The sequence below is a fragment of the Pseudomonas sp. NPDC088414 genome (assembly GCF_044753325.1).
Taxonomy (GTDB): Bacteria; Pseudomonadota; Gammaproteobacteria; order Pseudomonadales; family Pseudomonadaceae; genus Aquipseudomonas.
Genome location: NZ_JBIVMY010000010.1, coordinates 122,560 through 147,559, shown reverse-complemented (window position 1 = coordinate 147,559; position 25,000 = coordinate 122,560). Strand labels below are relative to the sequence as shown.

Annotated in this window: 24 protein-coding genes; 8 read left to right on the top strand and 16 right to left on the bottom strand. The window is 61.8% G+C overall.

Translation table 11 applies throughout. The features are described from left to right. Positions 1 to 131 precede the first annotated feature (131 nt). From ACIP8I_RS12245 to ACIP8I_RS12235, 3 genes are read left to right on the top strand one after another with little or no spacing between them, the layout of a single operon-like run. Entirely contained in the window at positions 132 to 371 is a 240-nt protein-coding gene (locus ACIP8I_RS12245) for a hypothetical protein (RefSeq protein ID WP_400761324.1), read from the top strand. Continuing rightward, positions 368 to 1,066, top strand: coding sequence for a phytanoyl-CoA dioxygenase family protein (locus ACIP8I_RS12240; RefSeq protein WP_400761321.1), 699 nt, complete (start codon positions 368 to 370; stop codon positions 1,064 to 1,066). Before ACIP8I_RS12245 ends, ACIP8I_RS12240 begins: the two co-directional genes overlap by 4 nt. A gap of 46 nt (positions 1,067 to 1,112) precedes the next feature. Continuing rightward, complete coding sequence (locus ACIP8I_RS12235; protein ID WP_400761319.1) at positions 1,113 to 1,271, top strand: DUF2986 domain-containing protein; 159 nt, start codon at positions 1,113 to 1,115, stop codon at positions 1,269 to 1,271. Positions 1,272 to 1,442: 171 nt separating this feature from the next. Here the strand turns inward: ACIP8I_RS12235 and ACIP8I_RS12230 are convergent, their stop codons facing one another. Then, positions 1,443 to 1,895, bottom strand: coding sequence for a hypothetical protein (locus ACIP8I_RS12230; protein WP_367084746.1), 453 nt, complete (start codon positions 1,893 to 1,895; stop codon positions 1,443 to 1,445). Positions 1,896 to 2,221: 326 nt separating this feature from the next. Here ACIP8I_RS12230 and ACIP8I_RS12225 point away from each other — a divergent pair, with 326 nt between their 5' ends. After that, positions 2,222 to 2,581 carry a hypothetical protein gene (locus ACIP8I_RS12225; RefSeq protein ID WP_400761317.1) on the top strand — a complete coding sequence of 120 codons (360 nt, stop codon included), beginning with the start codon at positions 2,222 to 2,224 and terminating at the stop codon, positions 2,579 to 2,581. A 211-nt stretch (positions 2,582 to 2,792) separates the two neighbouring features. Here the strand turns inward: ACIP8I_RS12225 and ACIP8I_RS12220 are convergent, their stop codons facing one another. From ACIP8I_RS12220 to ACIP8I_RS12205, 4 genes are all read right to left on the bottom strand, one after another. After that, complete coding sequence (locus tag ACIP8I_RS12220; RefSeq protein WP_400761315.1) at positions 2,793 to 4,139, bottom strand: ATP-binding protein; 1,347 nt, start codon at positions 4,137 to 4,139, stop codon at positions 2,793 to 2,795. Beyond that, positions 4,115 to 4,780, bottom strand: coding sequence for a response regulator (locus tag ACIP8I_RS12215; RefSeq protein ID WP_400761312.1), 666 nt, complete (start codon positions 4,778 to 4,780; stop codon positions 4,115 to 4,117). Before ACIP8I_RS12215 ends, ACIP8I_RS12220 begins: the two co-directional genes overlap by 25 nt. Before the next feature lie 98 nt (positions 4,781 to 4,878). Then, the gene (locus ACIP8I_RS12210) at positions 4,879 to 5,316 is read right to left on the bottom strand and encodes a hypothetical protein (RefSeq protein ID WP_400761309.1); all 438 of its coding nucleotides are present in this window, start codon (positions 5,314 to 5,316) and stop codon (positions 4,879 to 4,881) included. A 29-nt stretch (positions 5,317 to 5,345) separates the two neighbouring features. Next, positions 5,346 to 6,110 carry a hypothetical protein gene (locus ACIP8I_RS12205; protein WP_400761307.1) on the bottom strand — a complete coding sequence of 255 codons (765 nt, stop codon included), beginning with the start codon at positions 6,108 to 6,110 and terminating at the stop codon, positions 5,346 to 5,348. Positions 6,111 to 6,317: 207 nt separating this feature from the next. Here ACIP8I_RS12205 and mddA point away from each other — a divergent pair, with 207 nt between their 5' ends. Together mddA and ACIP8I_RS12195 are read left to right on the top strand one after the other, a co-directional pair. Next, positions 6,318 to 7,121, top strand: a complete 804-nt coding sequence (mddA, locus tag ACIP8I_RS12200) for a methanethiol S-methyltransferase (RefSeq protein ID WP_400761305.1) — start codon at positions 6,318 to 6,320, stop codon at positions 7,119 to 7,121. A 122-nt stretch (positions 7,122 to 7,243) separates the two neighbouring features. Then, positions 7,244 to 9,625, top strand: coding sequence for a DUF3772 domain-containing protein (locus ACIP8I_RS12195; RefSeq protein WP_400761303.1), 2,382 nt, complete (start codon positions 7,244 to 7,246; stop codon positions 9,623 to 9,625). A 338-nt stretch (positions 9,626 to 9,963) separates the two neighbouring features. Here the strand turns inward: ACIP8I_RS12195 and ACIP8I_RS12190 are convergent, their stop codons facing one another. The 5 genes from ACIP8I_RS12190 to ACIP8I_RS12170 form a co-directional block, all read right to left on the bottom strand. After that, positions 9,964 to 10,728: an ABC transporter permease gene (locus tag ACIP8I_RS12190; protein ID WP_400761301.1), complete on the bottom strand. Its 765-nt coding sequence runs from the start codon at positions 10,726 to 10,728 to the stop codon at positions 9,964 to 9,966. Beyond that, positions 10,728 to 11,927, bottom strand: coding sequence for an ABC transporter substrate-binding protein (locus ACIP8I_RS12185; protein ID WP_400761299.1), 1,200 nt, complete (start codon positions 11,925 to 11,927; stop codon positions 10,728 to 10,730). Before ACIP8I_RS12185 ends, ACIP8I_RS12190 begins: the two co-directional genes overlap by 1 nt. Next, positions 11,893 to 12,735 (bottom strand): ABC transporter ATP-binding protein, encoded by an 843-nt coding sequence (locus ACIP8I_RS12180; protein ID WP_400761297.1) that lies wholly within the window; start codon positions 12,733 to 12,735, stop codon positions 11,893 to 11,895. The genes ACIP8I_RS12185 and ACIP8I_RS12180 overlap by 35 nt, the downstream gene beginning before the upstream one ends. Next, a complete protein-coding gene (locus ACIP8I_RS12175; protein ID WP_400761294.1) occupies positions 12,732 to 13,802 on the bottom strand; it encodes an acyl-CoA dehydrogenase family protein in 1,071 nt (356 codons plus the stop codon). Before ACIP8I_RS12175 ends, ACIP8I_RS12180 begins: the two co-directional genes overlap by 4 nt. Positions 13,803 to 13,866: 64 nt before the next feature. Continuing rightward, positions 13,867 to 14,412 (bottom strand): carboxymuconolactone decarboxylase family protein, encoded by a 546-nt coding sequence (locus ACIP8I_RS12170; protein ID WP_400761292.1) that lies wholly within the window; start codon positions 14,410 to 14,412, stop codon positions 13,867 to 13,869. Positions 14,413 to 14,515: 103 nt separating this feature from the next. Here ACIP8I_RS12170 and ACIP8I_RS12165 point away from each other — a divergent pair, with 103 nt between their 5' ends. Both ACIP8I_RS12165 and ACIP8I_RS12160 read left to right on the top strand, forming a co-directional pair. After that, positions 14,516 to 15,427, top strand: a complete 912-nt coding sequence (locus tag ACIP8I_RS12165) for a cupin domain-containing protein (RefSeq protein WP_400761289.1) — start codon at positions 14,516 to 14,518, stop codon at positions 15,425 to 15,427. Positions 15,428 to 15,817: 390 nt separating this feature from the next. Beyond that, positions 15,818 to 16,279 (top strand): DUF3574 domain-containing protein, encoded by a 462-nt coding sequence (locus ACIP8I_RS12160; protein ID WP_400761287.1) that lies wholly within the window; start codon positions 15,818 to 15,820, stop codon positions 16,277 to 16,279. Here the strand turns inward: ACIP8I_RS12160 and ACIP8I_RS12155 are convergent. The 6 genes from ACIP8I_RS12155 to ACIP8I_RS12130 form a co-directional block, all read right to left on the bottom strand. After that, on the bottom strand, positions 16,276 to 17,640 hold the full coding sequence (locus ACIP8I_RS12155; protein ID WP_400761284.1) for an APC family permease: 1,365 nt from the start codon (positions 17,638 to 17,640) through the stop codon (positions 16,276 to 16,278). The two genes, ACIP8I_RS12160 and ACIP8I_RS12155, sit on opposite strands and share 4 nt — an antisense overlap. A gap of 41 nt (positions 17,641 to 17,681) precedes the next feature. Then, the gene (locus ACIP8I_RS12150; protein ID WP_400761281.1) at positions 17,682 to 20,069 is read right to left on the bottom strand and encodes a TonB-dependent receptor plug domain-containing protein; all 2,388 of its coding nucleotides are present in this window, start codon (positions 20,067 to 20,069) and stop codon (positions 17,682 to 17,684) included. Between the two features lie 540 nt (positions 20,070 to 20,609). Next, positions 20,610 to 21,275 carry a molybdopterin-dependent oxidoreductase gene (locus tag ACIP8I_RS12145; RefSeq protein WP_258674744.1) on the bottom strand — a complete coding sequence of 222 codons (666 nt, stop codon included), beginning with the start codon at positions 21,273 to 21,275 and terminating at the stop codon, positions 20,610 to 20,612. A 68-nt stretch (positions 21,276 to 21,343) separates the two neighbouring features. Further along, complete coding sequence (locus ACIP8I_RS12140) at positions 21,344 to 22,399, bottom strand: substrate-binding domain-containing protein (protein WP_400761278.1); 1,056 nt, start codon at positions 22,397 to 22,399, stop codon at positions 21,344 to 21,346. 31 nt (positions 22,400 to 22,430) lie between these two features. Beyond that, the gene (locus ACIP8I_RS12135; protein ID WP_400761276.1) at positions 22,431 to 23,456 is read right to left on the bottom strand and encodes an ABC transporter permease; all 1,026 of its coding nucleotides are present in this window, start codon (positions 23,454 to 23,456) and stop codon (positions 22,431 to 22,433) included. Beyond that, complete coding sequence (locus ACIP8I_RS12130; protein WP_400761273.1) at positions 23,449 to 24,999, bottom strand: sugar ABC transporter ATP-binding protein; 1,551 nt, start codon at positions 24,997 to 24,999, stop codon at positions 23,449 to 23,451. Before ACIP8I_RS12130 ends, ACIP8I_RS12135 begins: the two co-directional genes overlap by 8 nt. Position 25,000: the final 1 nt, after the last annotated feature.

Sequence of the window (25,000 nt, the reverse complement as noted above, 5' to 3'; positions counted from 1 at the left end):
CGGGCGCGGTCTAGTCCGGATTCGGCCTGTCACTGCACAGGCGAGGCATCCGCTATCTTCTTTGCAACCGGCCTACTAATCTGCGCGCAGCCGTATCTCAAAACAACAAATGCACTCATGGAAGATCAACATTGAAAACAGCTCTCGGCGCCCTGCTTCTGCTTGGCCTGTCCACCAGCGCACTCGCGGATTCGCGTCCCACCGGCTTTCACAGCACGACCCTGGCGGCGGGTGCAATCGAAGTGCTCGAAGAAGACGCACCGGGCGATGGCGTCATTTGTCGGGATGGCGGCCATGCGCGCCCGCGTGAGGAGATCCAACAGCAGGTGGTGGCGCTGATCAGCGATTTTCTGGCGACGTCGAAGCCATGATCGAGCGCGAGCACCTTCACCGGCAAGGTTATGCGCTGCTGCGCCGTGCGATCCCTGGGAAGTGGCTCGCCGACCTGCGCGCGGTATTCGATGCAAATGTGCAAGCATCAGAACACTGGCCGGTCCCGCGCGGCGCGGACTGGCGCCATTCGTTGCTGGACCTGGATGCAACCGTGCAAGCGGTGTGTCGCCTGCCGCAGGTACTGGCGGTGGCAGGTGAGCTGATTGGCGAACGCTTCTTCCTGTCCCAGGTCGAGGGTCGCGAACCGCTTGCCGGCGGCGGCCATCAGCAACTGCACCGCGACTTGTCGATCCAGCGGCCCGGCGACATGGTCAACGCCATCGCCTTTTTCGACGACTACGACCCCGCCAACGGCGCCACGCGCATCGTCCCGGGCAGCCACCGACCGTCGCCACAACAACTCCCATTCGACCCCAACGACGAGACCGCCGTCGTGCAGCTTTCCGGTAACGCGGGGGATATTCTGCTGTTTGACGTCGATCTGCTCCATGCAGCCAGTCGCAATGTGAATGGCGCACGTCGGCGCTCTATTCTGATCAACTATTGCGCGCAGGCGCTGTACACGACGCAGCTGGAAACCGCGGCGTTGCGCGGTGTGCGAATGGACACCCGTGAGCAGTTCGATCCTGCATCGCTGCAACAGACTCGCCAAAACGCTGCGAGCCGGTTTTAATGCGCGCCTGGCGGGCAGATGCCCAGCCCCTTCACCGAGAAGAAACATGAACCGTCAAAAGAAACTGCAGCAGTTGTTCAAGGAAAAGGCCAAAAAGGCCAGCGCCAAACTCGCGCCGAAAAAACCCAAGTACATCAGCAAGGCTGACCGCGCGAAGATGGCGGCCGAAGCGGCGGCCGAGCCGGTTGAAACCAGCGAGGGCTGATCCAGCGCGCCAGGGTTCAATCACACTCGGTCGGCTGAGACAGGCAGTCGGCATGCCGAGGACCGGCATATGTTCAGGCTCTCGCATCCGGCGGCATATTCACTGGAGGCCAGCAGATGTCTGGAGCGGGTGGCGCTTTGAGTGCTGAATGGGAGCTTGCCACGGGATCGTTCATACGCGTTTTCCTCGAACGTAATAGACAGCTGCCACAACGAAGTCTCTGATGCACCCTGCCCAAACACCGATCAGCATGCACATCACCAGGTAACTGAAATATCGGTGAAAGTCCGAATAAGGTACTTTTTGCGAGGTCATCCCGACCAGTCCGAGTGTTATCAGGCTGACAAGCCAGTAACCCAGGCAGCGCAAGGCGAGATAGACAAGATCTTTCCCTCTGACTGTCGGCCCCCAGACACTGGCCGACTCACCCAACAATGCCGACCACACCAGATGAAACAGGCTTGCGTAGAAGTAGCTCACGCTCAGACGGGTTGCCACATCAACGCTGAGCCCCGGCGTAAACCAGGAATAAATACGGTTGAGGGCGTGCCCTGCCGGCTGCAATTCATTAATAAATGGATAGAGCGCAACGCCGCCTCCGAGAAAAATGATTACAAAAGCCATGCTCTTCATCCGTGTCCCTTCTGGCCATTTTCCTGGCCGGCAATTTTTTGCCGTGCCGAGTCCGTGCGCAGCAGTTTTTGTAGCGTAGACGCCCACAGCATAGTCAGCCCGGCTGCCTCTGGCGCCGTATGCGTATCTCCTGCCGATCGCGCGTCCGTCATGTCGTCAAGGCGCTCGCGACAAACTGTGCCCGTAGACAGCCCGTAGCAGCGCAGAACAGTGGAAAAACGATACTGCCCTGCTAACCTCAGTTTCGGGTGGCGCGCCTGCGTACCCGGATCGCAAAGACAAATGTGCCATCCCATTCATGCAACTGCGGATCGTGAATGAAAGCTCGATGTCCCGAATGTGGCTATGTGACAAATAGCCCCCCGCCAACCCATAAGTGCCCTCAGTGCGACAATTTCTCCCATGACTGGCTGATTTACGACTGGGACAGCTTTGCTTCAATTCAGTGTCAGCATATTCGCTACAACCTGGTGATCATTGGCATAGTGCTGATCAGCCTTGTTGCGACCATAAGCCTCGGACTGACCAGTGTGTTTCCGTGGATGATTGCCCTGTTCATCATCCCTGCCACGATCAGTCTGTTTTATTGTCGCAAGCGGCTTGCCAAGAAATCCGAATACAAAGGACATAAAGGCACGGCTATGTTTCCCTGGTTCTCTGGATTCGGGGGACTCTGAACGAGCACGCAAGTCCCGCGTTGCTGCAACTCATCAGAGCGCCGACGGTCGCCATGATCGCCGTCATGACCGCAATCTTGCTGGCGAAGCGATCGCCTTGTGCATAAGCATGATGGGTGCTGTGCTCGATGTGTTGCTCATGGGGGCTGGGAACTTCGAACTCTTCAGGCATGGCTGTCGAACGTGAGTGGGTGACAAGAACTGGGCGGCCTTATGAGGACAACCACAGCGAAACACGCAAGCCACGCCGCCCCACTTCATCAACAAAACTCAAACCCACCCGAATCCCCGTCCGTTCGGCGATCGCCCTGACAATCGACAGCCCCAACCCGGACCCGGCCTCGCCGGTGCCCAGGCTGCGGTAAAACGGATCGAACACCAGCGCCTGTTCTTCGGCGCGGATGCCCGGCCCCGAGTCCTTGATTTCGATGCTCACGCCCTGCTCCGTCCGTTCGACGCTGAGGTCGACTCGTCCGCCCGCCGGGGTATAGCGGATGGCGTTATCCACCAGGTTCTTGATCAGGATGATCAGATCCAGTTCGTTGATGACGACCTGCACATCCTCGACGCTCTCCACGCCGATATCGATGGCTTTGTTCTCTGCCAGTGGCAGCAGGTCTTCCAGCACTCGGCGAAACACGGCATGCACCGATACAGCGGCCTCGGCGCGTTGCGCGATTGATTGTGCGGCGGCCAGAGCGAGCAATTGCTCGATCAGCTTGCGACTGCGCTCGATGCCCTGAGCCAGTGGCAAAAAGTTCTGTCGGGTGTCAGCCGACATGGTCGCAGCGGCCAATCGCTCAGCCTGCAGCGACAGCGCGGTCATCGGCGAGCGCAGTTCATGGGCGGCATCGGCGATAAACCGTCGTTGCGCCTCCATGGCCTGCGCCACACGTTTGAGCAATCGATTGATCGCCACAACGAAGGGCCGGATCTCGCTCGGCAGGTGCTGTTCATCGATCGGATGCAGTGCCTGCTGGTCACGCTGATCGATTTCCGCCGCAAGCGTCGCGATCGGGCGAAACAGCTTGCGCACCAGATCCCCCACGACCAACAGCAGCACCGGAAACAGGATCAGAAACGGCAGCAGACTGCGCCAGGCGCTTTCCCGCGCCTCCTTGTCGCGCACGTCGGCTTCCTGCGCGACCGCGATGCGTTCGCCTGCCGAGGTGGTTCTGACCAGCACACGATAGTGTTCACCGGCAATGTTCTGCGTCGACAAACCATCGGTCAGGGTCAGGGGAAAAGGCAACGGGATACTCGCGTCATCAGTCCCGACGGCTTTGCTGCTGTCGGCCAGGTATTGCACGGTGATCCGCGAGTCTTCGTCATCACCAACAACCTGCGCGGCAGCGGGGTAACCCAGGGTCATGTGCTGCCGATCAAACAGCAGCGCCACCTGACGCAGGCTTTCGTCCTGCATTTCGTGCGCTTCGTCGAGCGCCGAGATGAACGCGAATGCACCGGCGAGCAAGGCGACGATGAGAATCGCCAGTGAAAGCGTGATGGAAAGCCGTGACTGCACCGAGTCGCTCAAACGCCTTTTGAAACCATCCATCCCATCCCCCTGACATTCCTGATGACATGGTTTCCCAGTTTGCGCCGCAGCGAATGGATCAAAAACTCCACCGCGTTGCTTTCGACTTCGTTGCCCCAGCCGTAAATCCGGTCCTCAAGTTCGCTGCGCGAGAGAATCGCCCCCGGACGAATCAACAGCGCCTGCAACAGCGCAAACTCGCGGCTGGAAAGCTGCACTTCGGCGACTTGCGCGGTAGAGGCTTGTTTCGAGACCAGGTTCAACGAAACCTCGCCGTTATCCAGCAACGACTGCGCGTTACCGCCGCGCCGGCGCAATACCGCGCGCATGCGTGCCAGCAACTCGGCCATGGCGAACGGTTTGAGCAGGAAGTCATCCGCACCGCCATCGAGGCCGCGCAGCCGGTCATCGAGGCCATCGCGGGCGGTGATAATCAGCAGCGGCACGGGGTTGTTGCGCGCACGAATGGCATCCAGCACATCGAGCCCGTCCTTGCCGGGCAGGCCGAGGTCCAGCAACACCAGGTCGTAGCCCTGAGTGTCCAGCGCCGCCAGTGCGGTGAGGCCGTTTTTCACCCAGTCGGTGGCGTAGCTCGCCTCCTTGAGCGCCGCCTCGATGGCTTCGCCAATCATCAGGTCATCTTCGACCAGCAGAATCCGCATGCAGCGCTCCGACAGAAAAAGGCGCGACGGTCATTGCCATCGCGCCTGTATTGAAGCACTTGCACCGGCGTTTGTCCGCCGCCGGTTCAGCGCTGCGATCACTGCTTGCCATTCATCGAATCGAAGGCCTTGAGCAGATCATCCATGGCCGCCTTGCAGTCAGCCTGCTGCGGCGAACTGGCGCGCAGAGCATCCAGCGCGCGGTCAATGGCCTTGTCCAGCACATGCCAGTCAGCAGCGGCACGCGGCTTGATGCCGGCTTCGGCAGAGTCCCAGGAGGTCTCCAGATCCTTGATCCGGGTCTTGGCACCGAGCAGGTCGTTTTTCTCGACCCGCGCGCTGACGTCGGCGGCGATGTTGCGGAACTCGCTCAGGTCACCCAGCTTCGAACCCGATTGCGGCGGCGCGCTCAAGGAGCTGGTCGGCGTGCCGGCAGCGGGTTTGTCAGCGGGTTTCGAGCAGCCGGCGAGGCTGCCGAGCAGGACCAGAGACGAGATGATCGCGACGTGGCGTAAAGCAATTTTGAAAGCGTGCATGTTGATTCCTTGAGGGAGTATCCAAACGTTTATTGAGTGAGGGTTTTGCGATTGCCAAGGCTGGTCTGCGCGACCGCCACTAGCAGCACAATGACAGTGAGGAAGATCGCACTGGTCCAGGCGGCGCCCATGCCCAGGCCACCGTAGGTCTTGGCCTGAGTCAGCAAGTCACCGAGGGAGGCGCCGAACGGACGGGTCAGGATGTAGGCGATCCAGAAGGTCAGCACCACGTTGGCCCCCATCCGCCAAGCCAGTAGCGTCGCCGCAATCAGCGCACCGAATATCACCGCACCGACGGTGAAGCCCAGCCCCAGCGCTTCCGTTGCCAGGTCCCCGGCAGCAGTGCCCAGAGCGAAAGTGCAGAGCACCGTGGACCAGTAGAAAAGCTCGCGTCGCGGCGTGTTGATTTCGCGGATCGACAGGTTGTCCTCCACCGTGAACCAGATCAGGAAATTCACGGCCAGCAACACCGAGAACACCGCGGTGCTGACGTACAGGCTGATGTCGAGCATGTCGGTCATGATGTCGGTGATCTGCGTGCCGACGATGCTCACCAGCACCACGGTCAACCAATAGATCCAGGGCGTATACGCGGTTTTACGCATTTGAAAGAACAGCGCGCACCCGAGTAATAGCGCCATGCCGATGCTGGTCCAGCCAGCGCCGAAACCGGCATCCACGGCGAGAAAGTCGGCGCCGGTTTCACCCACGGTCGTCGAGAGAATCTTGATCACCCAGAAGGCCAGTGTCACTTCGGGGACTTTGTTAAGCCATCCGGCTTTTGCGGGATTCATGTGTGGATCGCCTCTCCTGTCCAGCGCTGAACTTGCGCTGAGGGGAAGATACGAGCCAATACTTAGCTGAGACTGAGGGCGCTCCTCCGATTTGCCAGGTAGTCAGGCCGGAACTGGCAATACCTGCTAAATTCACGGATCACCTCCCCCAACTCCAACCCAAAGTCGCGAGCTTGCAGTCCACGCCATGACTACGAGGCATGGAACATGAATACCTCTTCCGCAACTCCGCAACGATCAGCACGCCGGATCACTCACCTGATCTATCTTCTGTACAGCCTGACGTGCTATCTGCTTTTCCTCTTTACCACCCTGTACCTGATCGGCTTTCTTGGAAAGTTGCTGGTCCCTAGCCACATCGATTCCGGGGAGCAACGCCCGCTCTTCGAATCGATACTCGTCGATATCCTGCTGATCACCCTGTTTGGCCTTCAGCACAGTGTCATGGCCAGAAAAACCTTCAAGGCCAGACTTGCCCGGCTGGTGCCCGCCGCCATCGAGCGCGCCACCTACGTGTTATGCAGTAGCCTGATGCTGTCGCTGCTATTTTACAGCTGGCGCCCGATCGCCATACCCGTCTGGCACGTGGAGTCGACCGTGGCTGTCGCCCTGCTCTCAGGCCTGTTCTGGATCGGATGGGGCCTGGTGTTGCTGGCGACGTTTCTGATCAGTCATTTCGAGTTGTTTGGTCTGACGCAGGTGATTCGGGCATTTCAACAGGTTCAAGTGCAACCCCCGCGCTTCATCACGCCATCGCTGTACAAAATCGTCAGGCATCCGATGTACCTGGGTTTTCTGATCGCCTTCTGGGCGACACCCGAGATGACGGTCGGGCATCTGGTTTTCGCCCTTACGAGCAGCGTGTACATCGTGATCGGAGCCTCTCTGGAAGAGAAAGATCTGGTCGGTATTTTTGGCCGCGAATATCTGGACTACCAGCAACGAGTCAGCATGCTGCTGCCCTTTCGCAAAGCCGCGCGGGAGGCGGGCAATCCGAAAAAGCCACGCTAACCAGGATCGCACGGGGCGCGGCTGACTCACCGGCCCGCCCTGCTCCCCGGAAATTTTCCGCCGTGCCCGGTTCGATCACCTAACCTCATAGCTTGTGTGATCAACGAGAACCGGCCCCTCTCATGCGCAACACATTGAAGTCTTTGTTTTTTTTCGCGCTGCTCCTGCTCGCTGCGGGCAGTTCGGTGGTGTGGGCGGCGGATTTGCCGGCGCCCTCAGCGACCGCTGCGGCGCCGCTGGTGGAGGTCTCGCAAAGTGATCTGCAAGCCCTGCAACTGCGCCTCGACGGGCTGAAGCAGCAGATTTCCGCTGCCAACAACTACAACCAGCTCGAAGGTCCGCAAGATCGGGTGCAGACCTTTATTCTGGATGTCGATCGGTTGTCGGCATCGTTGTTACCGCAGCAGGCGCAACTGGCGGTGCAACTGGGGGTGCTCGGCGCAGCGCCGGATACGCAGATTGCCGCCGAACAGGCGGAAATCGCCGCACAACGGGCAATGCTCAGCGAACAGAAAAACAAGGTCGATGCCACGCTCAAAAGCCTTGCCGCGCTCAAACAAAGCGCCGCCGAGCTGATCACGCAAATCGCCGGCATCCGCCGCACACTGCTCGAAAGCGAACTGACGCTGCGCACCGACAGTATCCTGAGCCCGGACTTCTGGTCGCCCTTGGTGTCGCCGGAGCCGGATGACCGCCAGCGCCTGAAGTTTTTCATCGACCAGGTGAACCTCACCTGGGCCACGGTCTGGGCGCCCGGGCAACGTTTTTTCACCTGTGTGCTGGTGCTGCTCGCACTGGTTTTCTGGACGCTCGGCCGCCGACTCGCCGAACGCGGCCTGACCTGGCTGTGCATCCACCGCATGCCCGAGGGGCGCCTGCGCCGCAGCGCGCTGGCATTCGCCTCGGCGCTGGCGACCCTGGGCACCACGGCCATCGCTTTGCACCTGCTGTTTTACGCCTGCACCCGCCACGAACCGCTGACGCCGGTGCTGCAGACGTTTTCCGAGGAGTTCGAAAAAGCCGTTTACGCCTGCGTCCTGATCACTGCGCTGAGCCGCGCACTGCTGTCGACCCAGCATCCGTCGTGGCGGCTGCCGGCGATTGCCGACTCGGTGGCGCTGGCGTTGCGGCCCTATCCACGGATTCTCGCCGCCACCCTGCTGGTGCTGGTGACGCTGGTGCAGGTCAGCAACGCCACCGGCATGAGCAGCCAGATCGTGATCGCCCAGCGTGGGGTGATCGCCATCGTGGTGATTGTGATTCTGGTGCCGCTGCTGTGGCGCGTCGGCAAAGTGCGCAAGGCGCTGATCAGCGCCAATGAACCGGAGGCCGGCAGCACGTTTGCCGGAGCGATCTACAGCATTGCCACGGTGTGCATGTGCGTGTCGGCGCTTGCGCTGCTCACCGGTTACGTGTCGCTGGCCCGCTTCGTCACCTATGAGTTGGTCTGGGCCTATATCGTGCTGGCCGGGTTCTATTTGCTGATTCAAGTGGTCAAGGACGCCTGCGAATATCTGTTCTCGCCGCGCTACTCGGCCGGCAAGACCCTCAAGCAAACCCTGGGCATCGGCGACCGGCGGCTGGAGCAGATTTCGATTGTACTGTCCGGTGCCAGCCGTGCCGGGCTGTTGCTGCTGGCGGTGATCACCCTGTTCGTCGGCGGCATCGGCACCACGTTCGGGCAACTGACCAGCAACGTCATGGGCATTCTCGGTGGCGCCGGGTTGCGCAAGCTGAACATCGTCCCGGCGCATCTGATCAATGCCGTGCTGGCGCTGCTGATCGGCATCTACCTGATCCGCGCCCTGCGCCGCTGGCTCGACAACGAATTCCTGCCCAAGACCGACATGGATCCGGGCATGTGCGCGTCGTTGAGCACGCTGTTTTCCAACATCGGTTATGCCACGGTCATCCTCCTGACGCTGTCGTCGCTCGGCGTGCGCTGGACCAATCTGGCCTGGATCGTCAGTGCGCTGTCGGTGGGGATCGGTTTCGGTCTGCAGGAGATCGTCAAGAACTTCGTTTCCGGGCTGATCCTGCTCACCGAACGCCCGGTCAAGGTCGGCGACCTGATCAGCATCAGCGGCGTCGAGGGCGATATCCGCCGGATCAACGTGCGCGCCACGGAAATCCAGCTCAGCGACCGCTCTATCGTGATCGTGCCCAACTCGCAACTGATCTCGCAAAACCTGCGCAACGTCACCCTCGGCGGCAGCGCCCAGGGGGTGGCAAGCCTGGAGCTGATGTTCCCGCTGGACATCGACCCCGAACAGGTCAAGGAACTGCTGCTGAATACCTACCGTGAAAACGAAAACATTCTCGATAAACCGGCGTCGTACGTACGCTTCAGCAAACTCTCGCCCGATGGCATCACCTTGACAGTAACCGGCTACGTCGGCAGCCCACGGATTGTCGGCGGGACCAAGAGTGATCTGCTGTTCGAGATACTCAAGCGGCTGGGGGATGCGGGGATTGCGTTGGCGAAACCCGCCGCCGTCCCGTAGCAGCCCCCCCTGTGGAAGGTGACTTGCCAGCGACGGCGGTGGGTCAGTCTGAAGTGATGGCGGCTGACACGGCCCCATCGCTGGCAAGCCAGCTCCCACAGGGGTTTGCGGTTAACGCAAATGTGCCGGCTGGCCTAAAGCATTGTAGGAGTGAGCCTGCTCGCGATGGCGGTGGTTCAGTCACAGCGGGGGTGACTGACACGCCCCCTTCGCGAGCAGGCTCACTCCTACAGGGTTCTGCGGTGGGCGCGGAGTTGGCGACTGGCCGAGATCATTGTGGGAGCTGGCTTGCCAGCGATGGCAGTGGGTCAGTCAACGTGATGGTGGCGCGAAGAGCCTCAGGCCGGCGCCCAGCGTCGATGCAACCAGCGCGCCAACGCATCCAGCGCAAAGCCCAGCACACCGATCAGCAGCACCATCGCCATCAGTTCCGAATACGCCAGCCGATCGCGCGTATCGAGAATGAAGTAGCCCAGCCCCGCGCTGACCCCGAGCATTTCGCACGGCACCAGCACAATCCACAGAATGCCGATCGACAGCCTCACCCCGGTCAGCACGTGGCCGAGCACGCCGGGCAGGATCACCTTGCGCAGGGTTTCCCAGCGGGTGGCGCTGAGGCTACGACTGAGTTGCAGCCAGCGCGGGTCGAGCTGGCGCACGCCGGCCACGGTGTTGAGCAGGATCGGCCACACGGCGGCGAAGGTCAGCAGAAAGTAGATCGGCTGATCGCCAACGCCCATCAGCATCACCACCACCGGCATCCACGACAGCGGCGAAATCATTCGCAGAAACTGAAACGCCGGCGTGGTCGCCGCTTCCAGATGCCGGTAACTGCCGATCATCAGGCCCAGCGGCACGCCGATCAGCAATGCCAGCAGCAGGCCGACCACAATCCGCTTCAGGCTGACCAGCACATGCTCGTACAGCTCCGGGCGCAGCAGCAGTTCGCCTAGGCTGGCCAGCGTCGCCTCGGGTGAAAAGCGCAGCGCCAGGCTGTCGTTGCCGCCGAACACGTGTACGCCCAGCCACCACAGCAGCAACAGGCACAACAGCCCCGCCACGCCCAACAAACCATGAACGGTCGAAGAAGATCGCTGACGCATCAGAGGCTGAACTCCTCGCTGCGATCAAAGCTTTCCGGTAATCCGAATGCCTTCATCCCGCCGACTGTAGCAATGGCATTACGCACGAAGCGATCGTCTACCAGATCCCGGGCGGTTTGCTGCGGATCGAGGTTGGCGAGGAAACCCTTGTCGCCTTCAATCAAGGTGTCCTTCAGGCGCTTGACCAGTTCCTCGGTGTAGCTGGGGAACGGGTACGGCTGAAAGTCGATGCGCTGCTCGTCCCAATGGCTGTGCTGGATCGCGCCGCTGGCCAGATACTGCTCGCGGTCGCTGGTGGCCGGCGACAGCACCCGGTCGAGCACCGGTTGCGCGTGCGGGGTGTAGCGATTTTCGCCGTCCTTGGACAGCAGTTTCGCCGCCTCGGCGCGGTTGTCGCGGGTCCAGACCTGCGCCTTGACGATGGCGTTCACCACTTTCTGCGACCACTCGGGACGGTTGTTCAGATCCTGTTCGTGCATGAACACCACGCAGCAGGCGTGATTGCGCCAGACGTCGCCGGTAAAGCGCTGCACGCGGCCGACCTTGAGTTCCTCGGCCAGGGCGTTGAACGGCTCGGCGACGATGTAGCCGGCGATGCGTTTGCTCGCCAGGGCCGGCGGCATGTCCGACGGCGGCAGCACCAGCAGATTGACTTCGTTCGGCGCCAGCGCGGCGCTCGCCGACTTGCTCACCGGCACCAGTCCGTGGTCGCGGAACAGTTGCTGCACCACCACGTTATGAATCGAATACCAGAACGGAATCGCCACCGATTGCCCGCCGAGTTGTTTGACCTCGGTGATGCCCGGCGCCACGGTCAGACCCGAGCCGCCGACGTGGTTCCACGCCACGACCTTGGCCGGCACCTTGCTGCCATAACGCGCCCACACGGTCATCGGCGACAGCAGGTGAATCACGTTGACCTGCCCGGAAATGAACGCCTCGATCACCTGCGCCCAACTGCGCAGCAGCACCGGGCGCTCAGCCTGAATGCCTTCGGCTTCGAACAGGCCATTGTTATGCGCGACCAGCAGCGGCGTGGCATCGGTGATCGGCAGATAACCGATGCGCACCGGCGCGTTCGGTTCAGCAGCGGCGCGCGCGTTGAGGCTGTTGAGCAGCGGCAACGCGCCGCCGGCGGTCAGCAGCGCGCTGAGTTTGAGGAAGTCACGACGTGTGTGAGTGAAGTCGTCCAGGCACATGGTCAATCTCCGACGTAGCGGGCACAGGTTGAGTGAGGGGGTTGCGGCTCGCCCGCCGAAGGGTTTTGAGGATGTCGATGCGCAGCGCGCCCAGTTCCTCGACCAGCTCGGCACGCGGCTGAGGCAGGTCGATGCGCCACTCGCCGAGGATCTGCGCCGGGCTGTTACCCAGTAGCAGAATCCGCTCCGAAAGCAGCAGGGCTTCGTCGATGTCGTGGGTGATCAGCACGGCTGCGGTGTGGTGCTCGGCGATCAATTGCAGGAGCAGCTGCTGCATGTCGGCGCGGGTGATTTCATCCAGCGCGCCGAACGGTTCATCGAGCAACAGCACCTGCGGCTGCCGCGCCAGACAACGGGCCAACGCGGTGCGCTGGGCCATGCCGCCGGACAACTGCGCCGGGTGCTGCAACCGCGCGTGTTCGAGGCCGACCGCAGCAATCGCGTGGTCGATCCGCGCCCTGCGCTGCTCGGCCGTGAGATGCGGCTGGCGGGCGAAGTCGAGACCGAAGGCGACGTTCTTTTCCAAAGTCAGCCACGGCAACAGGCTCGGGTCCTGAAACGCCACCGCCACCCGTGGATGCGCGCCGGTCAGCGGTTCGCCGAGCAGACTCACTCGCCCCTGTTGCGGCGTCTGCAAACCGGCCAGCACTCGCAGCAGACTGGATTTGCCGACACCGCTGGGGCCGAGAATCGTCACCACTTCGCCGGGTTGCAATTGCAGGTCGAAGTGCTCTAGCACGGTGTGCCAGCCCTGCTCTCGCGGGTAGCCGAGGCTGATGCCCTGCGCCTCCAGCACCGGCGCCGTCATGCCGTCGCTTCCCGTTTCTGCCGCTGCAATTCAGCGCGCAATTGCACCAGGCTCGGGGTGACAATCGGCACGAACGCTGACTCACGCCAGCGCCGGGCGAAACCGCTGCCGTGCTCGGTCAGATAGGCCTTGCCGCCGCTCGATTGCAATTCCAGTTGCACGGCATTGGCGGCGGATTCGGCCAGCGCGATGCGGATCTGGAACAACGCGCCCGGCTGGGTCAGGAAGCGCCCGTCGTGCAGGCCTTGCTTGAGTTCGCCGACGGTGTGCGCCAGTTGCTCGCGCTGCTGCTGCAAAGGTTCCAGCAGGATCGAACGACCGTCCTGCAGATGCCCCTCGACCTCGGCCAGCGCCCGTCGCGCCAGACCGATCGCCATGCCGCATTGCAAGCCGAGAAACGCCGGGCGCACCGCTGGCAGAAACTTGCGCGCGTCGTCATGCAGCAGCCATTCGCGTCCGACCGCAACTTGCTCGAAATCGATCGCAGCCGTGTTGCTCGATTGCAGGCCCATCAGTTGCAGATCGGCGGAACGTTTTACGCCGGCAGCGTCATCGGCGATCGCCAGCACGAACGGGGAACCGCCCTCCTCGTGCTCGATTGCCGCCGCCACCACGAAACCGCTTTTACGCAGATTGGTCACCCAGTGCAGGCGCCCGTTCAGGGTCCAGCCGTCTGCGGTGTCGGCTGCACGCACTTGCAGTGCCTCGATGCCCGACAGGTATTTCATCGCGTTGGACAAACCGGTGGCGCCGGCCAGCTCTCCGCTGAGCAGCACCGGCAGCAGTTTTTCCCTCAGCGCCGCGTTGGGGCTGTGCAGCAGGTATTCGATAAAGGCCCGTTGGCCCCAGAACACAAACGCCGCCGCCAGTGAATGGCTGGCGACAGCGGCCAGGGTTTCCACGGCATCACTGACGTGGCCACCGCTGCCGCCCAGCGCCGGGCTGATGCCGACCCGTAGCACCCCGCCCTGCGCCAGTTGCGTCAGCACCTGTTGCGGATCGCCGTCGCCCGCATCCAGGGCTTGGGCGTTGTGTTCCAGCCATTGCATCAATGCCGGATTGAGCATGTCGTTTCTCTCCTTGTACGCAGCCGCATCAACCATAGACGATGCGGCCTGAAGCGTTGGCCGATTACGCGCGATACGGCGCCAGCTCGGGATTGAGCGGCGTGTCGGCGAACACGTTGGCGAAGTTGCACAGGGTCGCCAGGCTGATGCCGAGGATCACTTCCAGCGCATTGCCTTCGGTGTAGCCGGCAGCCTTGAACTGGTTGAAGGTCTGGTCGCTGACCTTGCCCCGGGAGGCAATCACTTCGCGGGCAAACGCGGCCAGGGTTTCCAGTTTTTCCACGGGCACGGTGGCTTTCTCACGCAGCGCACTGACCACTTCCGGCGGCAGTTTGGCCTTATTCAGCGCCACGGCGGTATGACCTGCGACACAGAAATCGCAACCATGGTGGGTGGCCGCAATCAGTTGCACCACTTCGCGCTCGGCAAGGCTGAGTTCGGACTTGCCATTGAGCGCCGATACCGTAACGTAGGTTTCCAGCGCGGCCGGGGCATTGGCCAGCACGGCCAGCAGGTTCGGAATGAATCCGGAGTTTTTCTGCGCATTTTCCAGAAACGGTCTGGCGGCTTCGGGAGCGCTTTGCACGGTGTGAAGAGTGACGCGCGACATGGAGTGGACTCCTGCTGTTGAGTGTCCGGCCAGTCTGTTGGTTATAAAAATTTCGATCCATATTCTAAAGTAGCGATTACTTGCTCCTGAGTGTTTCCATTAGATGATTTCGTCCAGCCCCCTGGTTGATTGGTTATTAGAAAGCCTCGAACTCGATGCCAGCCTGTTTCATGTCGGCCGCTACTGCGGTGGATGGCACGCGAGTACGCATGGACTGGCGCGCGCCAGTTTTCACTTGATCGTGCAGGGCCGCTGCTGGCTGCACATTGACGGGCAGGAACAGTCGATTGCATTGAACGCCGGAGATGCGGTGTTTCTGCTGCGGGATCTGAACTACCGCCTCTCCAGCGCCGATGAGGCGAGCATCGCCCAGACGCTGCCGCGCATGGCCATGACCGCGCTCGACAGTCAGGCACAGGATGGCGTCGGGCTGGTCTGCGGGTTCTTTCATTTCAAGTCGGGATTGTCATCGCTGATCATCGAAGGCTTGCCGGACTGGATCATACTGCGTGCCGGCGATCCGTCGTCGAGTGCCGCGCGAGCCTTGTTCGAGTTGATTCTGCAAGAGTGCGAACGCCTGCCGGCGCCCTCCTCTGCGCTGCTCGAACGCTTGAGTCATCTGCTGTTCCTGTACGTGTTGCGCCAACAGATGGCCGACAACCAATACCTCGGCGGCCTCGTGGCTTTGGCGCGCAATCCGCAGTTCGCGCCGTTGCTGGATCAGTTGATCGAACAGCCGCAATTGCCGTGGTCGCTGGAGAGCATGGCGGCGAGTATCGGCCTGTCGCGCTCGGCGTTTTTCAAACGCTTCAACGAACTGGCCGGGCAATCGCCGGGGCAGGTATTGCTGGCGTTGCGCATTCGGCATGCCTGCCAGTTGCTGCAGGCCAATCACACGGTGGAACAGGTGTGCGCGGCGGTGGGCTATCAGTCGATCGCCGCGTTTACTCGGGCGTTCGCCAAGTCGGTGGGGGTGCAACCGGGGGCTTATCGCAAGCAGCATGAGGGGCGTTGAGCGACGCGTTAATATGCCGTCGCTGCTGGAAAGCACCGAGAGAAACTGTGGGAGCGAGCTTGCTCGCGAAAGCGCCGGCACAGGCAAAATCTCCAGCGACTGATACACCGCTATCGCGGGCAAGCCCGCTCCCACAGTGAATGGTGTCGATCAGCGGATCTGTGTACTCCGCAAAAACCTGTGGGAGCTGGCTTGCCAGCGATGGTGTTGGTGCATCCAGCATCTTTATTGACTGAACCGGCGCTTTCGCGGCGGTACGTTTGGCATCCTGGCTTGGTTCGTTCCTTATTCCACTAATCAACCACAAAACCATTTTTTAATCTTTTATCGCTATTAACCTCGCCCTCTATAATCGCCCCCTTGTACTCAACTCATAAAAAAGGATGCTCCATGCAAAGACGCCTGTTACTGGCAGCGCTATTCGTCGCTATCGCCGGTTGTGCCAGCCCGCCGCCTGCCGCCGTTCACACCCATGATCCCGCCAGTTCGACCCTGCAAGGCGACGCCTCGCGCCCGGCGCAGGCGCAGTGGATTCGCACCGAGCTGTACTTCTCGGTGGGCACGGTGGATGGCAAGGAAGGCGCGGTCAGTCCGGCGCGCTGGCGCGAGTTTCTCGACAAGGAAGTGACGTCGCGGTTTCCCGACGGTTTCACCGTGTTCGATGCCTATGGGCAGTGGCGTGATCATGGGGCGAAGGAGCCGGAGCGGCTGAGCACCAAGGTGATTGTGATCCTGCACGAGAACAATCCGCAGAACGCCACCAACATCGAGGCGATTCGACTGGCGTACAAACGCATTACCGGAGACCTGTCGGTACTGCGCCTTTCGCAACCGGCCGACGTTTCGTTTTAATCGCTGATCTGCCCCAGAGCTTGCCGAGGCGTCGACGCCACGCGGCTCAATCCCGCCAACAGCAGCGCGCCCACCAGCAACACGCCAATCCCCAGAAACGCGCCCCAGCCCACTACCGTCACGCTCGAATAGAGCATGTACAGGCACAGGCCAAAAAACAGCAGCGGCACCAGCGGATACAACGGCACCCGGACCGGCCTCGGCACATCGGGAAAACGCCGCCGCAGAATGATCAGCGCCAGGCTGCTGAAACTCAGAAACAACCAGTACACCGGGGTCAGGTACTCGACCATGGTGTTGAATCCGCTCTGGGTAAAACTGCCGAACAACACCAGCAACAACGCCACCGCGCCCTCGGCCAGCAACGCCTTGCGCGGCACGCCATCGTCCTCGTGCCACTCGCCGAAGCGGCGCAACTGCGGCACATCGCGGGCGGCGGCGTAGGTAGTTCGGGCGCCGACCAGCAAGGTCGAGTTGATGCTGGCGATGGCCGCGATGCCGACCATCAGCAGAATCAGCAGTACACCCGGTGCGCCGAATGCACGGTTCAACAATTCCACTGCCGGTGCGTTGCTTGCCGCCAGCCCGGCGAAACCCAGACCGCGCACAAACGCCCAGTTCAGTGCCAGATAGATCGCCATCAGCAGCGTCAGCGCGCCGAGCATGGCGATAAAAATTCCGCGTCGTCCATCGCGCACTTCCGCCGACAATGTGGCCGCATCACTCCAGCCGCCGAACGCCAGAAACACAAAAATCATCGCCGCCGAAAACCCGGCCATACCGGTGTTTTCCGGCGCAACCGAAACGCTCGCTGGTGCTGCTTCAACCCCCTGCCACACCAGCCACACCCCGGCGCTGGCGATGCTCAGAAAGCCCAGCGCCAACAAGCCGACCAACAAGGTCTGGGTAATGAAACCGATGTGCTTGCCGGTGAGATTGAGCAACACCAGCGCGGCGATCACCCCGCCGGCAAACAGCCCCGATCCGTACCGACCGAGCGGCAGCACGGCATTGACATAATCGGCAAACATGAACGCCGACAAGGCGATCCACCCGGTGTGCATCACCGAAAAACGCGACCAGGCGAACAGGAACCCCATGCGTTCGCCATAGGCCGTGCGCAGAAAGTGATAGTCGCCGCCCGGATGTGGAAATGCCGTGGCCATTTCGGCAAAGCACAACGCCCCGGCCATCGACGCCAGGCCGCCGAGCACCCAGACCCAATAGAAATATTCCGGCCCGACGTTCAGCGCCACGGTCGGCGCGGTCTTGAGGATGTCGGTGGTGATCACCATGCCCAGCGTGATCAGCAATGCCTGCAACACCGGCAGATGGCGCTTGGGGCCGCTCGAATGACTCATGCAGAATCTCGCAGAAGGTCCGCCATCCGTGGCGGCCCGGCTCAGAAGCCGTAGGTGGCGCTGGCGTAGTAGTACGCGCCGTTGGTGCCGATCGGCGACAGCACGTCATACGGCAAATTGCCGCCGTAGTTGATCGCCGAGCCGGAGCGTTCCGGGTAGTTGTCGGTGAGGTTGTTGCCGCCCAGGGCGACGCTGAATTTCGGGGTGAATTTGTAGGTCACCTCGGCGTCCAGTTGCCACACCGCGCCGTAGGTCTGCTCTGGTTGCGAGTCACCGAAATCGAACACCCGGGTGGTCTCGCCCTGACGGGTCAGACGCCCGAGCAGGCCCCAGTGTTCGCTGGCCCAGTTGGCGGAAAACACGAAACGATCCTTGGGCGCGGCGTCGGTCAGGGTGTTGGTTTCTTCAACGCCGACCAGTGCGTCGTTGCCGATACCCAGCGCCGTCAGTTGCGACGGCGTGCCTTTGGTGCTGGTGACTTTGGTGTGGTTGTAGGTGTACGCGGTGGTCAGGCCCAACGTCCCTTCATACAGTGGCTGATGGTAGTTGAGCACCAGTTCGGCACCGTGGGTGCTGGTGTCGGCGGCGTTGGTGAAGAAGTTGACGTCATGCACCCCGGCCACGCCGAAGTTGTCGTTGATGTATTGCTCCATGGCGTCGCTGCCGATGCGCTGCGACAGGGTGATGCGGTCCTTGACGTCGATGCGGAACACATCGAGCGAAGCATCAAAGCGTTCGTTGAGCTGGAAGGTCAGACCGAGACTGAAGTTCTTCGAGGTCTCCGGATCGAGTTTCTCGGCCCCCAGCGCACGGGCAATCGGGTCGTTGACCGAGAGCACGCGAATGTCGGTGAGCGTGCCGCCTTCACCGAAGTTGCTGGTGGTGTTCTGGAAACCGCTCTGCGCCAGCGACGGTGCTCGGAAGTTGTTCGAAACCGCACCGCGCAGCGCCCACTGCTCGGTCAGTTTGTAGCGACCACTGAGCTTGCCCGTGAGTTTGCTGCCGGCATCGTCGTAATGTTCCCAGCGGGTGGCGGCGTCGACGAAAAATCGGTCAGTCAGATCGCCCGAAATTTCCGCGTAGGTGGCAAACACGTTGCGGTCCAGGTCCGACTCTTCGCTGGGGCGCAAGCCGTTGGCGCCGTCAGCGCCGGAGCCGATGTAGGAGGCCTCGTCGCCGGCGTAGGTCAGGTAGTTTTCGTAACGGTATTCACCGCCCAGCGCCAGCACGAACGAGCGTCCGCCCAAACGCAATTCGCGGCTGAAATCGAGGTTGGTGGTGGTCTGGCGCAGCTCGTAATCGCCGGTGTCGAACTTCGTGGGTGAGTCCGCGCCGAGGCTGACGTTGAGCGTGCGGCGGGTGGAGCCGTCGAAACGGTTGCGGCCATGGGTGACGCTGCTGTCGAAGTCCCAGTCTTCGCCGATCATGCCCTTGAAGCCGGCGGTGGCGGAGACGTCCTTGTTGTCGCCCAGCGACTGCGGCAGGTAGCCGTTGGGGTAGAACTGCGGCTGCTCGTAGGGATAGCGATAGAATTCGGCACCCGTGGTGTGGCGCTGGTTGTAGGTGCCGAAGCTGTAGGCCTTGCCGCCGGCCAGCGGCAGCTCGCTGTTGAACCAAAGGTTGACGTCCCGCGCCAGGCCGTCGCCCATCACGTAGTTGCGCTGATCCGGGGTATCGGCAAAGCCATCGAAACCGGCGCGGTTGGTCGGGTTGCGATTTTTGTACTCAGTGCCGCCGCGAATGAACCCGCCCTCTTCGCCCAGGCGCGTGCCGATCTTGGCAGTGGTCACGCTGTTCTGGCCGTCGGTGGTGGTTCTGCCGATGGCGTCCTGATGAGTGTGGAACGCGCCGTAACTGGTGGACACTTCACCGCCCTCAGGGGCGTCGTCGAGGATGATGTTGATCACCCCGGCAATCGCATCGGAACCGTACTGCGCCCCGGCACCGTCGCGCAGCACTTCGATGCGTTTGATCGCGCTGATGGGGATCGAGTTGAAGTCCACTGGTGCCGTGCCGCGCCCGATTTTCGACGAGTCGTTGACTACCGCTGAAGTGTGACGACGCTTGCCGTTGACCAGCACCAGCACCTGATCCGGGCTCATGCCGCGCAGCTGTGCGGCGCGCACGTGGTCGGCGCCACCGGAGTTGGACTGACGCGGCATACTGAACGATGGCAGCAACGTCTGCAGCGCCTGGCCCAGTTCACCGTCAGCCGCGCCGGTGGACTTGAGATCGGCGGCGGTCAACACGTCCACCGGCACCGGAGAATCCAGCACCGTACGCGCAGTGCCCCGAGTGCCGGTGACCAGCACGGTACCCAGCCGAGTGTCATCGTCAACGCGGGTGGAAGTGTCTTCGGCTTGCGCCGGAAGTTGCCAGATCGCACCGACCACCGCGATGGCCAGTAATGAACGGGAACGCTGATACATGTGACAGCTCCTTTATCGCAGCTAATACCCGGCCGTTGCCGACAATAAGGGGTCGGCAATCAATGCACGGCAATGTCTGCTGTAGTTTTAGAAAGCAGGAAGGTGGTGAAGGCTTTTTAGCGTGATTAGTCAGTGAAGCGCAGGATCCCCAAAGTTAGTTGTTTCCCCTTGAACACCGATGCTAGACGGGCCGAAGGCCTGCCGTAAAAGAACCAATAACACTTAGGTTAGATCAGGCTGATTAAATGTATTTAGTCCAACACAAGTGTTGCTGGACAAACACTTAAACCCTAACTAACACCCACTAATTCAAGATCAGCCAAAGATCTTTTGTAGGAGTGAGCCTGCTCGCGATAGCGGTGTATCAGCCACTGAAGAAGTTGAATGTCCTGGCCCCATCGCGAGCAGGCTCACTCCTACAGGTTGAGCGGGGTGAACGCAGACTTATCATCCACCACAGTTCCAATGTGGGAGCGAGCCTGCTCGCGAAGGCGATCAATCAGTCACCCGATACCTTGACTGCAAACAAGTGCAAAAACCTTAGTCGAATTCCTTTTCCAGCCAGGCATCCTCGGCAATGTCCAGGGCCTGTGCACTGAAGCGTTGCTCCGCAAACGGATCGGCGTGCAGGTGAAAGCCGTTGCGTTCCCAGAAACCGGGTTGTTCTTCGTCGACAAACTCCAGACCGCGCAGCCATTTGGCGCTCTTCCAGAAGTAGCGCCCGGCGACCACCAGTCGCAGCGGCCAGCCGTGCTGGGCGGTCAAGGGTTGGCCGGCGTAATGGGTGGCGAGCAGGCTGTCCGGGTGCAGCAGGTCGTCCAGCAACAGGTTGGTCTGGTAATCGTGATCGGCGTGGGCCATGACAAAACGTGAAGCGGGCTGGATCCCGAATTCGCCCAGCAGATCCTGCAGATGCACCCCACTCCACTGCGTGTCGAACTTCGACCAGCGTGTCACGCAATGAATGTCACATTGCAACTGGCGTTGCGGCAAACCCTGCAGGTCGGCAAAACTCAACTCGACGCCACGCCCGATCTTGCCGAACAGGCGCAGTGACCAGCTTGCCAATTCATACTCCGGCACCGTGCCTTCGTGGAGGATCGGGAAGCGCTCCGTCAACACCTGCCCCGGCGGCAAACGTTGACCGAACGCCGGGTCAGCCTTGGGTGCGCGGCTGTTGCGCAAGCGCATGGCTTTGTTGTGCATATTCACTCCCAAGCGCGTCAGGATGCCTGGCGCGCATACAGCGCATCACCTGGTGATAACGGCTGCATTCAGTTCGCCACAGGAATCCACTCAGCCCGCGCCACATTGGCGGTATCGCCGAACGCCGGGAGTTTCTGCGCCAGGTCGCGAACGTTTTTCACGTCCAGATCGAGCAACTGCTGACGGGTGATCAGGGTCGGTGGCACCAACACCTGATGTCCCGGATTTTCGCCGGCAATCAACATCGCCAGACTGCGCACGCTGATCGCCCCCGCCACTTGCGGATTGACCGCGGCGGTCGCCGCCCAGGCGCTGTCAGGTTCTTTCATGATCTGGATGTCGGCGGTGGAGATGTCGGCGCTGTAGATCTTTACCTTGCGCCCTAGCCCCGCCTCTTCGACGGCGATCTTCGCGCCTTTGGCGAACTCGTCGAACGGCGCGAAGATCACGCTGATATCCGGATTGGCCCGCAACACCGCGCTGGCCTGATCCGCCACCGAGTTGGCTATCGGCGGGTTGAGCGTGCCGAAGCGCGCCTTTTCGATGATGCCCGGATTGGCCTTTTTCACCTGACTCCAGATCTCGTCGCGGCGCTCCATCGGCGTGAAGCCGCTGATGTACACGTAACCGGCATCGAACCGCGTGCCGTTGTCCTTCACCGCCTGATCCAGCGCCAGTCGCGCCAGTGCATGGTGATCCTGTTCGACCTGAGTCACCTGCGGACTGTTCAGATCAACGTCGAACGCCACCACCTTGATGCCTTTGGCGATCGCCCGGTCAATCGGTCCCTTGAGGGTTTCCGCCAGGCCCAGTTGCACGATGATCCCGTCGACGCCGAGGTCGATCGCCTGATCGATCATCTCGCCCTGACTCGCCGCCTGCTGCCGCGCATCGAACACCCGCAGATTGGCCCCCAGCGCCTCGGTCTGTTTCTCCACGCCGCGCAGATACGCCTCGGGAAAGTCCCCGGAAAACAGATAACCGACCAGCGCGATCTGCACCTGACCTTTATCGAACGGCGCCGGAGCACCTGGCAATGCCTTGGCCTGAGCACTCAAAGCCAATGCCGAGAGCACCGCGCCGGCGAGGCAATGGCGTGCGAACTGCTTGATTGAACCGTGCATAGATCTTCCTTGCAGCGACAAATAAACCGGCTCAGCGCGCCCGATGCGCGAGGCCGAAGGTGAACATCAGGGCCAGCACCAGCACCAGTCCCTTGACGAAATCCTGCGCGTAATACGGCGCGTTGAGCATGGTCAGGCCATTGAGCAGCGACGCCACCAACAGTGCGCCGACCAACGTGCCGAACGCATTGGGCTTCTTCGCGCCGAGCACGGCAAAACCGATCAGCGCCGCGCCGAGGGCGTCCAGCACCAGACCGTTGCCGGAGCTGACATCCCCCCGGCCCAGGCGCGCCGCCAACAGCAACCCGCCGAGCGAAGCAAGCAATGCCGACAGCACGTAAGCGAGCAACTTCAAGCGCTGCACCGGCGCACCAGCCAATCGCGCCGCCTGCTCGTTGCCGCCAATCGCATAAAACAATCGGCCGATGCGCGTGCGCTCGAGAAACAGCCACACCGTCAGCGCCACCAGCGCAGTGATCAACACCGGAACCGGCACCACGTCCCACAAGCGCCCGCGGCCGAGGGCGAGAAACGCCGCACTGAACGTGCCTTCGGTTTCCACGCCGCTGGGCAAGGTCATGCCCACCGCAATCGAGCGCCCACCCGTGGGAATCAGTTGCACACCGATCACCAGAAACATGCTGCCCAGCGTCGCGAGAATGTCCGGCACCCGCAGCTTGACGATCAGCCAGCCATTGAGCAGCCCGACCAGTGCGCCACCGGCCAGACTGATCAGCACCGCCGGCACCGCGCCCCAGCCGAGCACCACCATCACGTAACTGGCGATCATCAGGCTCATCGCTGCCACCGCACCGATCGACAGATCAAGCCCGCCGACGGCCATGGTCAGGGTCACACCGAGGGCCAACAGCGCAACAATCGACACCGACTGCAAGATGCTGAACAGATTGCCGATGCGCAAAAACGCCGGCTCCGCGACACTGAAAAACACCACGATCAGCGCCAGCAGCCACAACAGGCCGTAGCGGATCAGCGCTTGCAGCAGGCGCTCGGCGGGTGCCGTAGCGGACGACAACAATGAACTCGAATCAGGCACTCGCTCTGCTCCTTGGCGTGGCGTGAAAGGGATTTTCGCTAGCGTCGCTGCCGGCCAGCGCGGCGACCAGGGTCGCGCGTTCAAGGCCGGCGCGCGGGTATTCGGCGATTACCGCGTGATCACGCACCAACAGAATGCGGTCGGCGATTTCCAGGGCTTCATCGACATCGGCGCAGATCACCAGGGTCGCGCGGCCGCCGGCACTGTCGCGCAACAACTGGCCGATCTCGCGGCGGGCGCGCACGTCGACGCCCTGAAACGGCTCGTCGAGGATCAACACCCGCCCTTCTCCGAGCAGCCAGCGGCCAAGCACGACCTTCTGTTGATTGCCGCCGGACAGCGTGCTCATCGGCACCTCGATGCCGGCGGCCTTGATTCCCAGTGCCGCGACTTGCGCCTCGACCGCTGCGGCTTCGGCGCGGTTGCGAATGAAACCGGCACGGGTGAAACGCTGTAGAAACGGTAAGGTCAGGGTGCGGCGCAGGGAGAAATCCGGCACCAACGATTGACTGGCGCGATCCTCCGCTGCGAGAAACACACCGCTGCGAATCGCTGCCCTTGGCGAACCCGGCAGCCAGTCCACGCCATCCAGTTGCAGGCTGCCGGCCACGGCTTTGCGCAAGCCGAACAGCACTTCGGCGATCTCGCTTTTGCCAGCGCCGAGCAGCCCGGTCAGCACCACTACTTCGCCTTGGTGCAGGTTGAAATCGAAGCGCCTGGAGTGCGGCAAAATCTGTAGACCTCGCGCACCCAATACTTTTTGCCCCAGGGTGCCGGGCGTGTAGACATGCCCTTCCAGCGCCTGCCCGAGCATGGCGTGCACCGCTTCCGGCAACTGCCGCGAACTGAACTCTCCGGCCAGTCGCCCATCGCGCAGGACAATGGCGCGGTCCGCCACCCGTTGCAGATCGGACAAGCGATGGGAAATGTACAGAATTGCCACGCCACGGCTGCGCAGGTTGTCGATCAGCCCGAACAGCCGTTGCGCCTCGGCCTCCGACAAGGCTGCGGTCGGCTCATCGAGAATCAGCAGACGCGGCTGCAAGGCGAAGGCCCGCGCCAGCACCACCAACTGCCGTTCGGCCAGGCCCAGCTGTTCAATGGTTTGTTCCAGCGGCAACACCAGCCCCAACCCGGCGGCGATACTCGCGGCGCGCTCGAGCAGACGTTTGCGATTGAGCCAGAAGTCCGCGTCGGGCTTGCACAACTCATCGAGCAGCAGGTTTTCCGCCACGCTCAAACCGGGGGCGATGCCCTCGTTGATCTGCTGATGCACCGCGACAATCCCGACCCGACGGGCCGACAGCGGCGAGCTGAATTGGCGGGGCTGGCCGTCGATGTAAATCTCGCCGCCATCGGCGCGCTGGCTGCCGGCCAGAATCTTCACCAGCGTCGATTTGCCGGCACCGTTGGCACCGAGCAACGCCACCACTTCGGCGGGATGAATCTGCAGGCTGACGCGATCCAGTGCGCGGTTCGAGCCGAAGGTCTTGCTCAGTTCACGCACCTGAATCAGCGGTGCGCGGGCCACGACCACACTCATA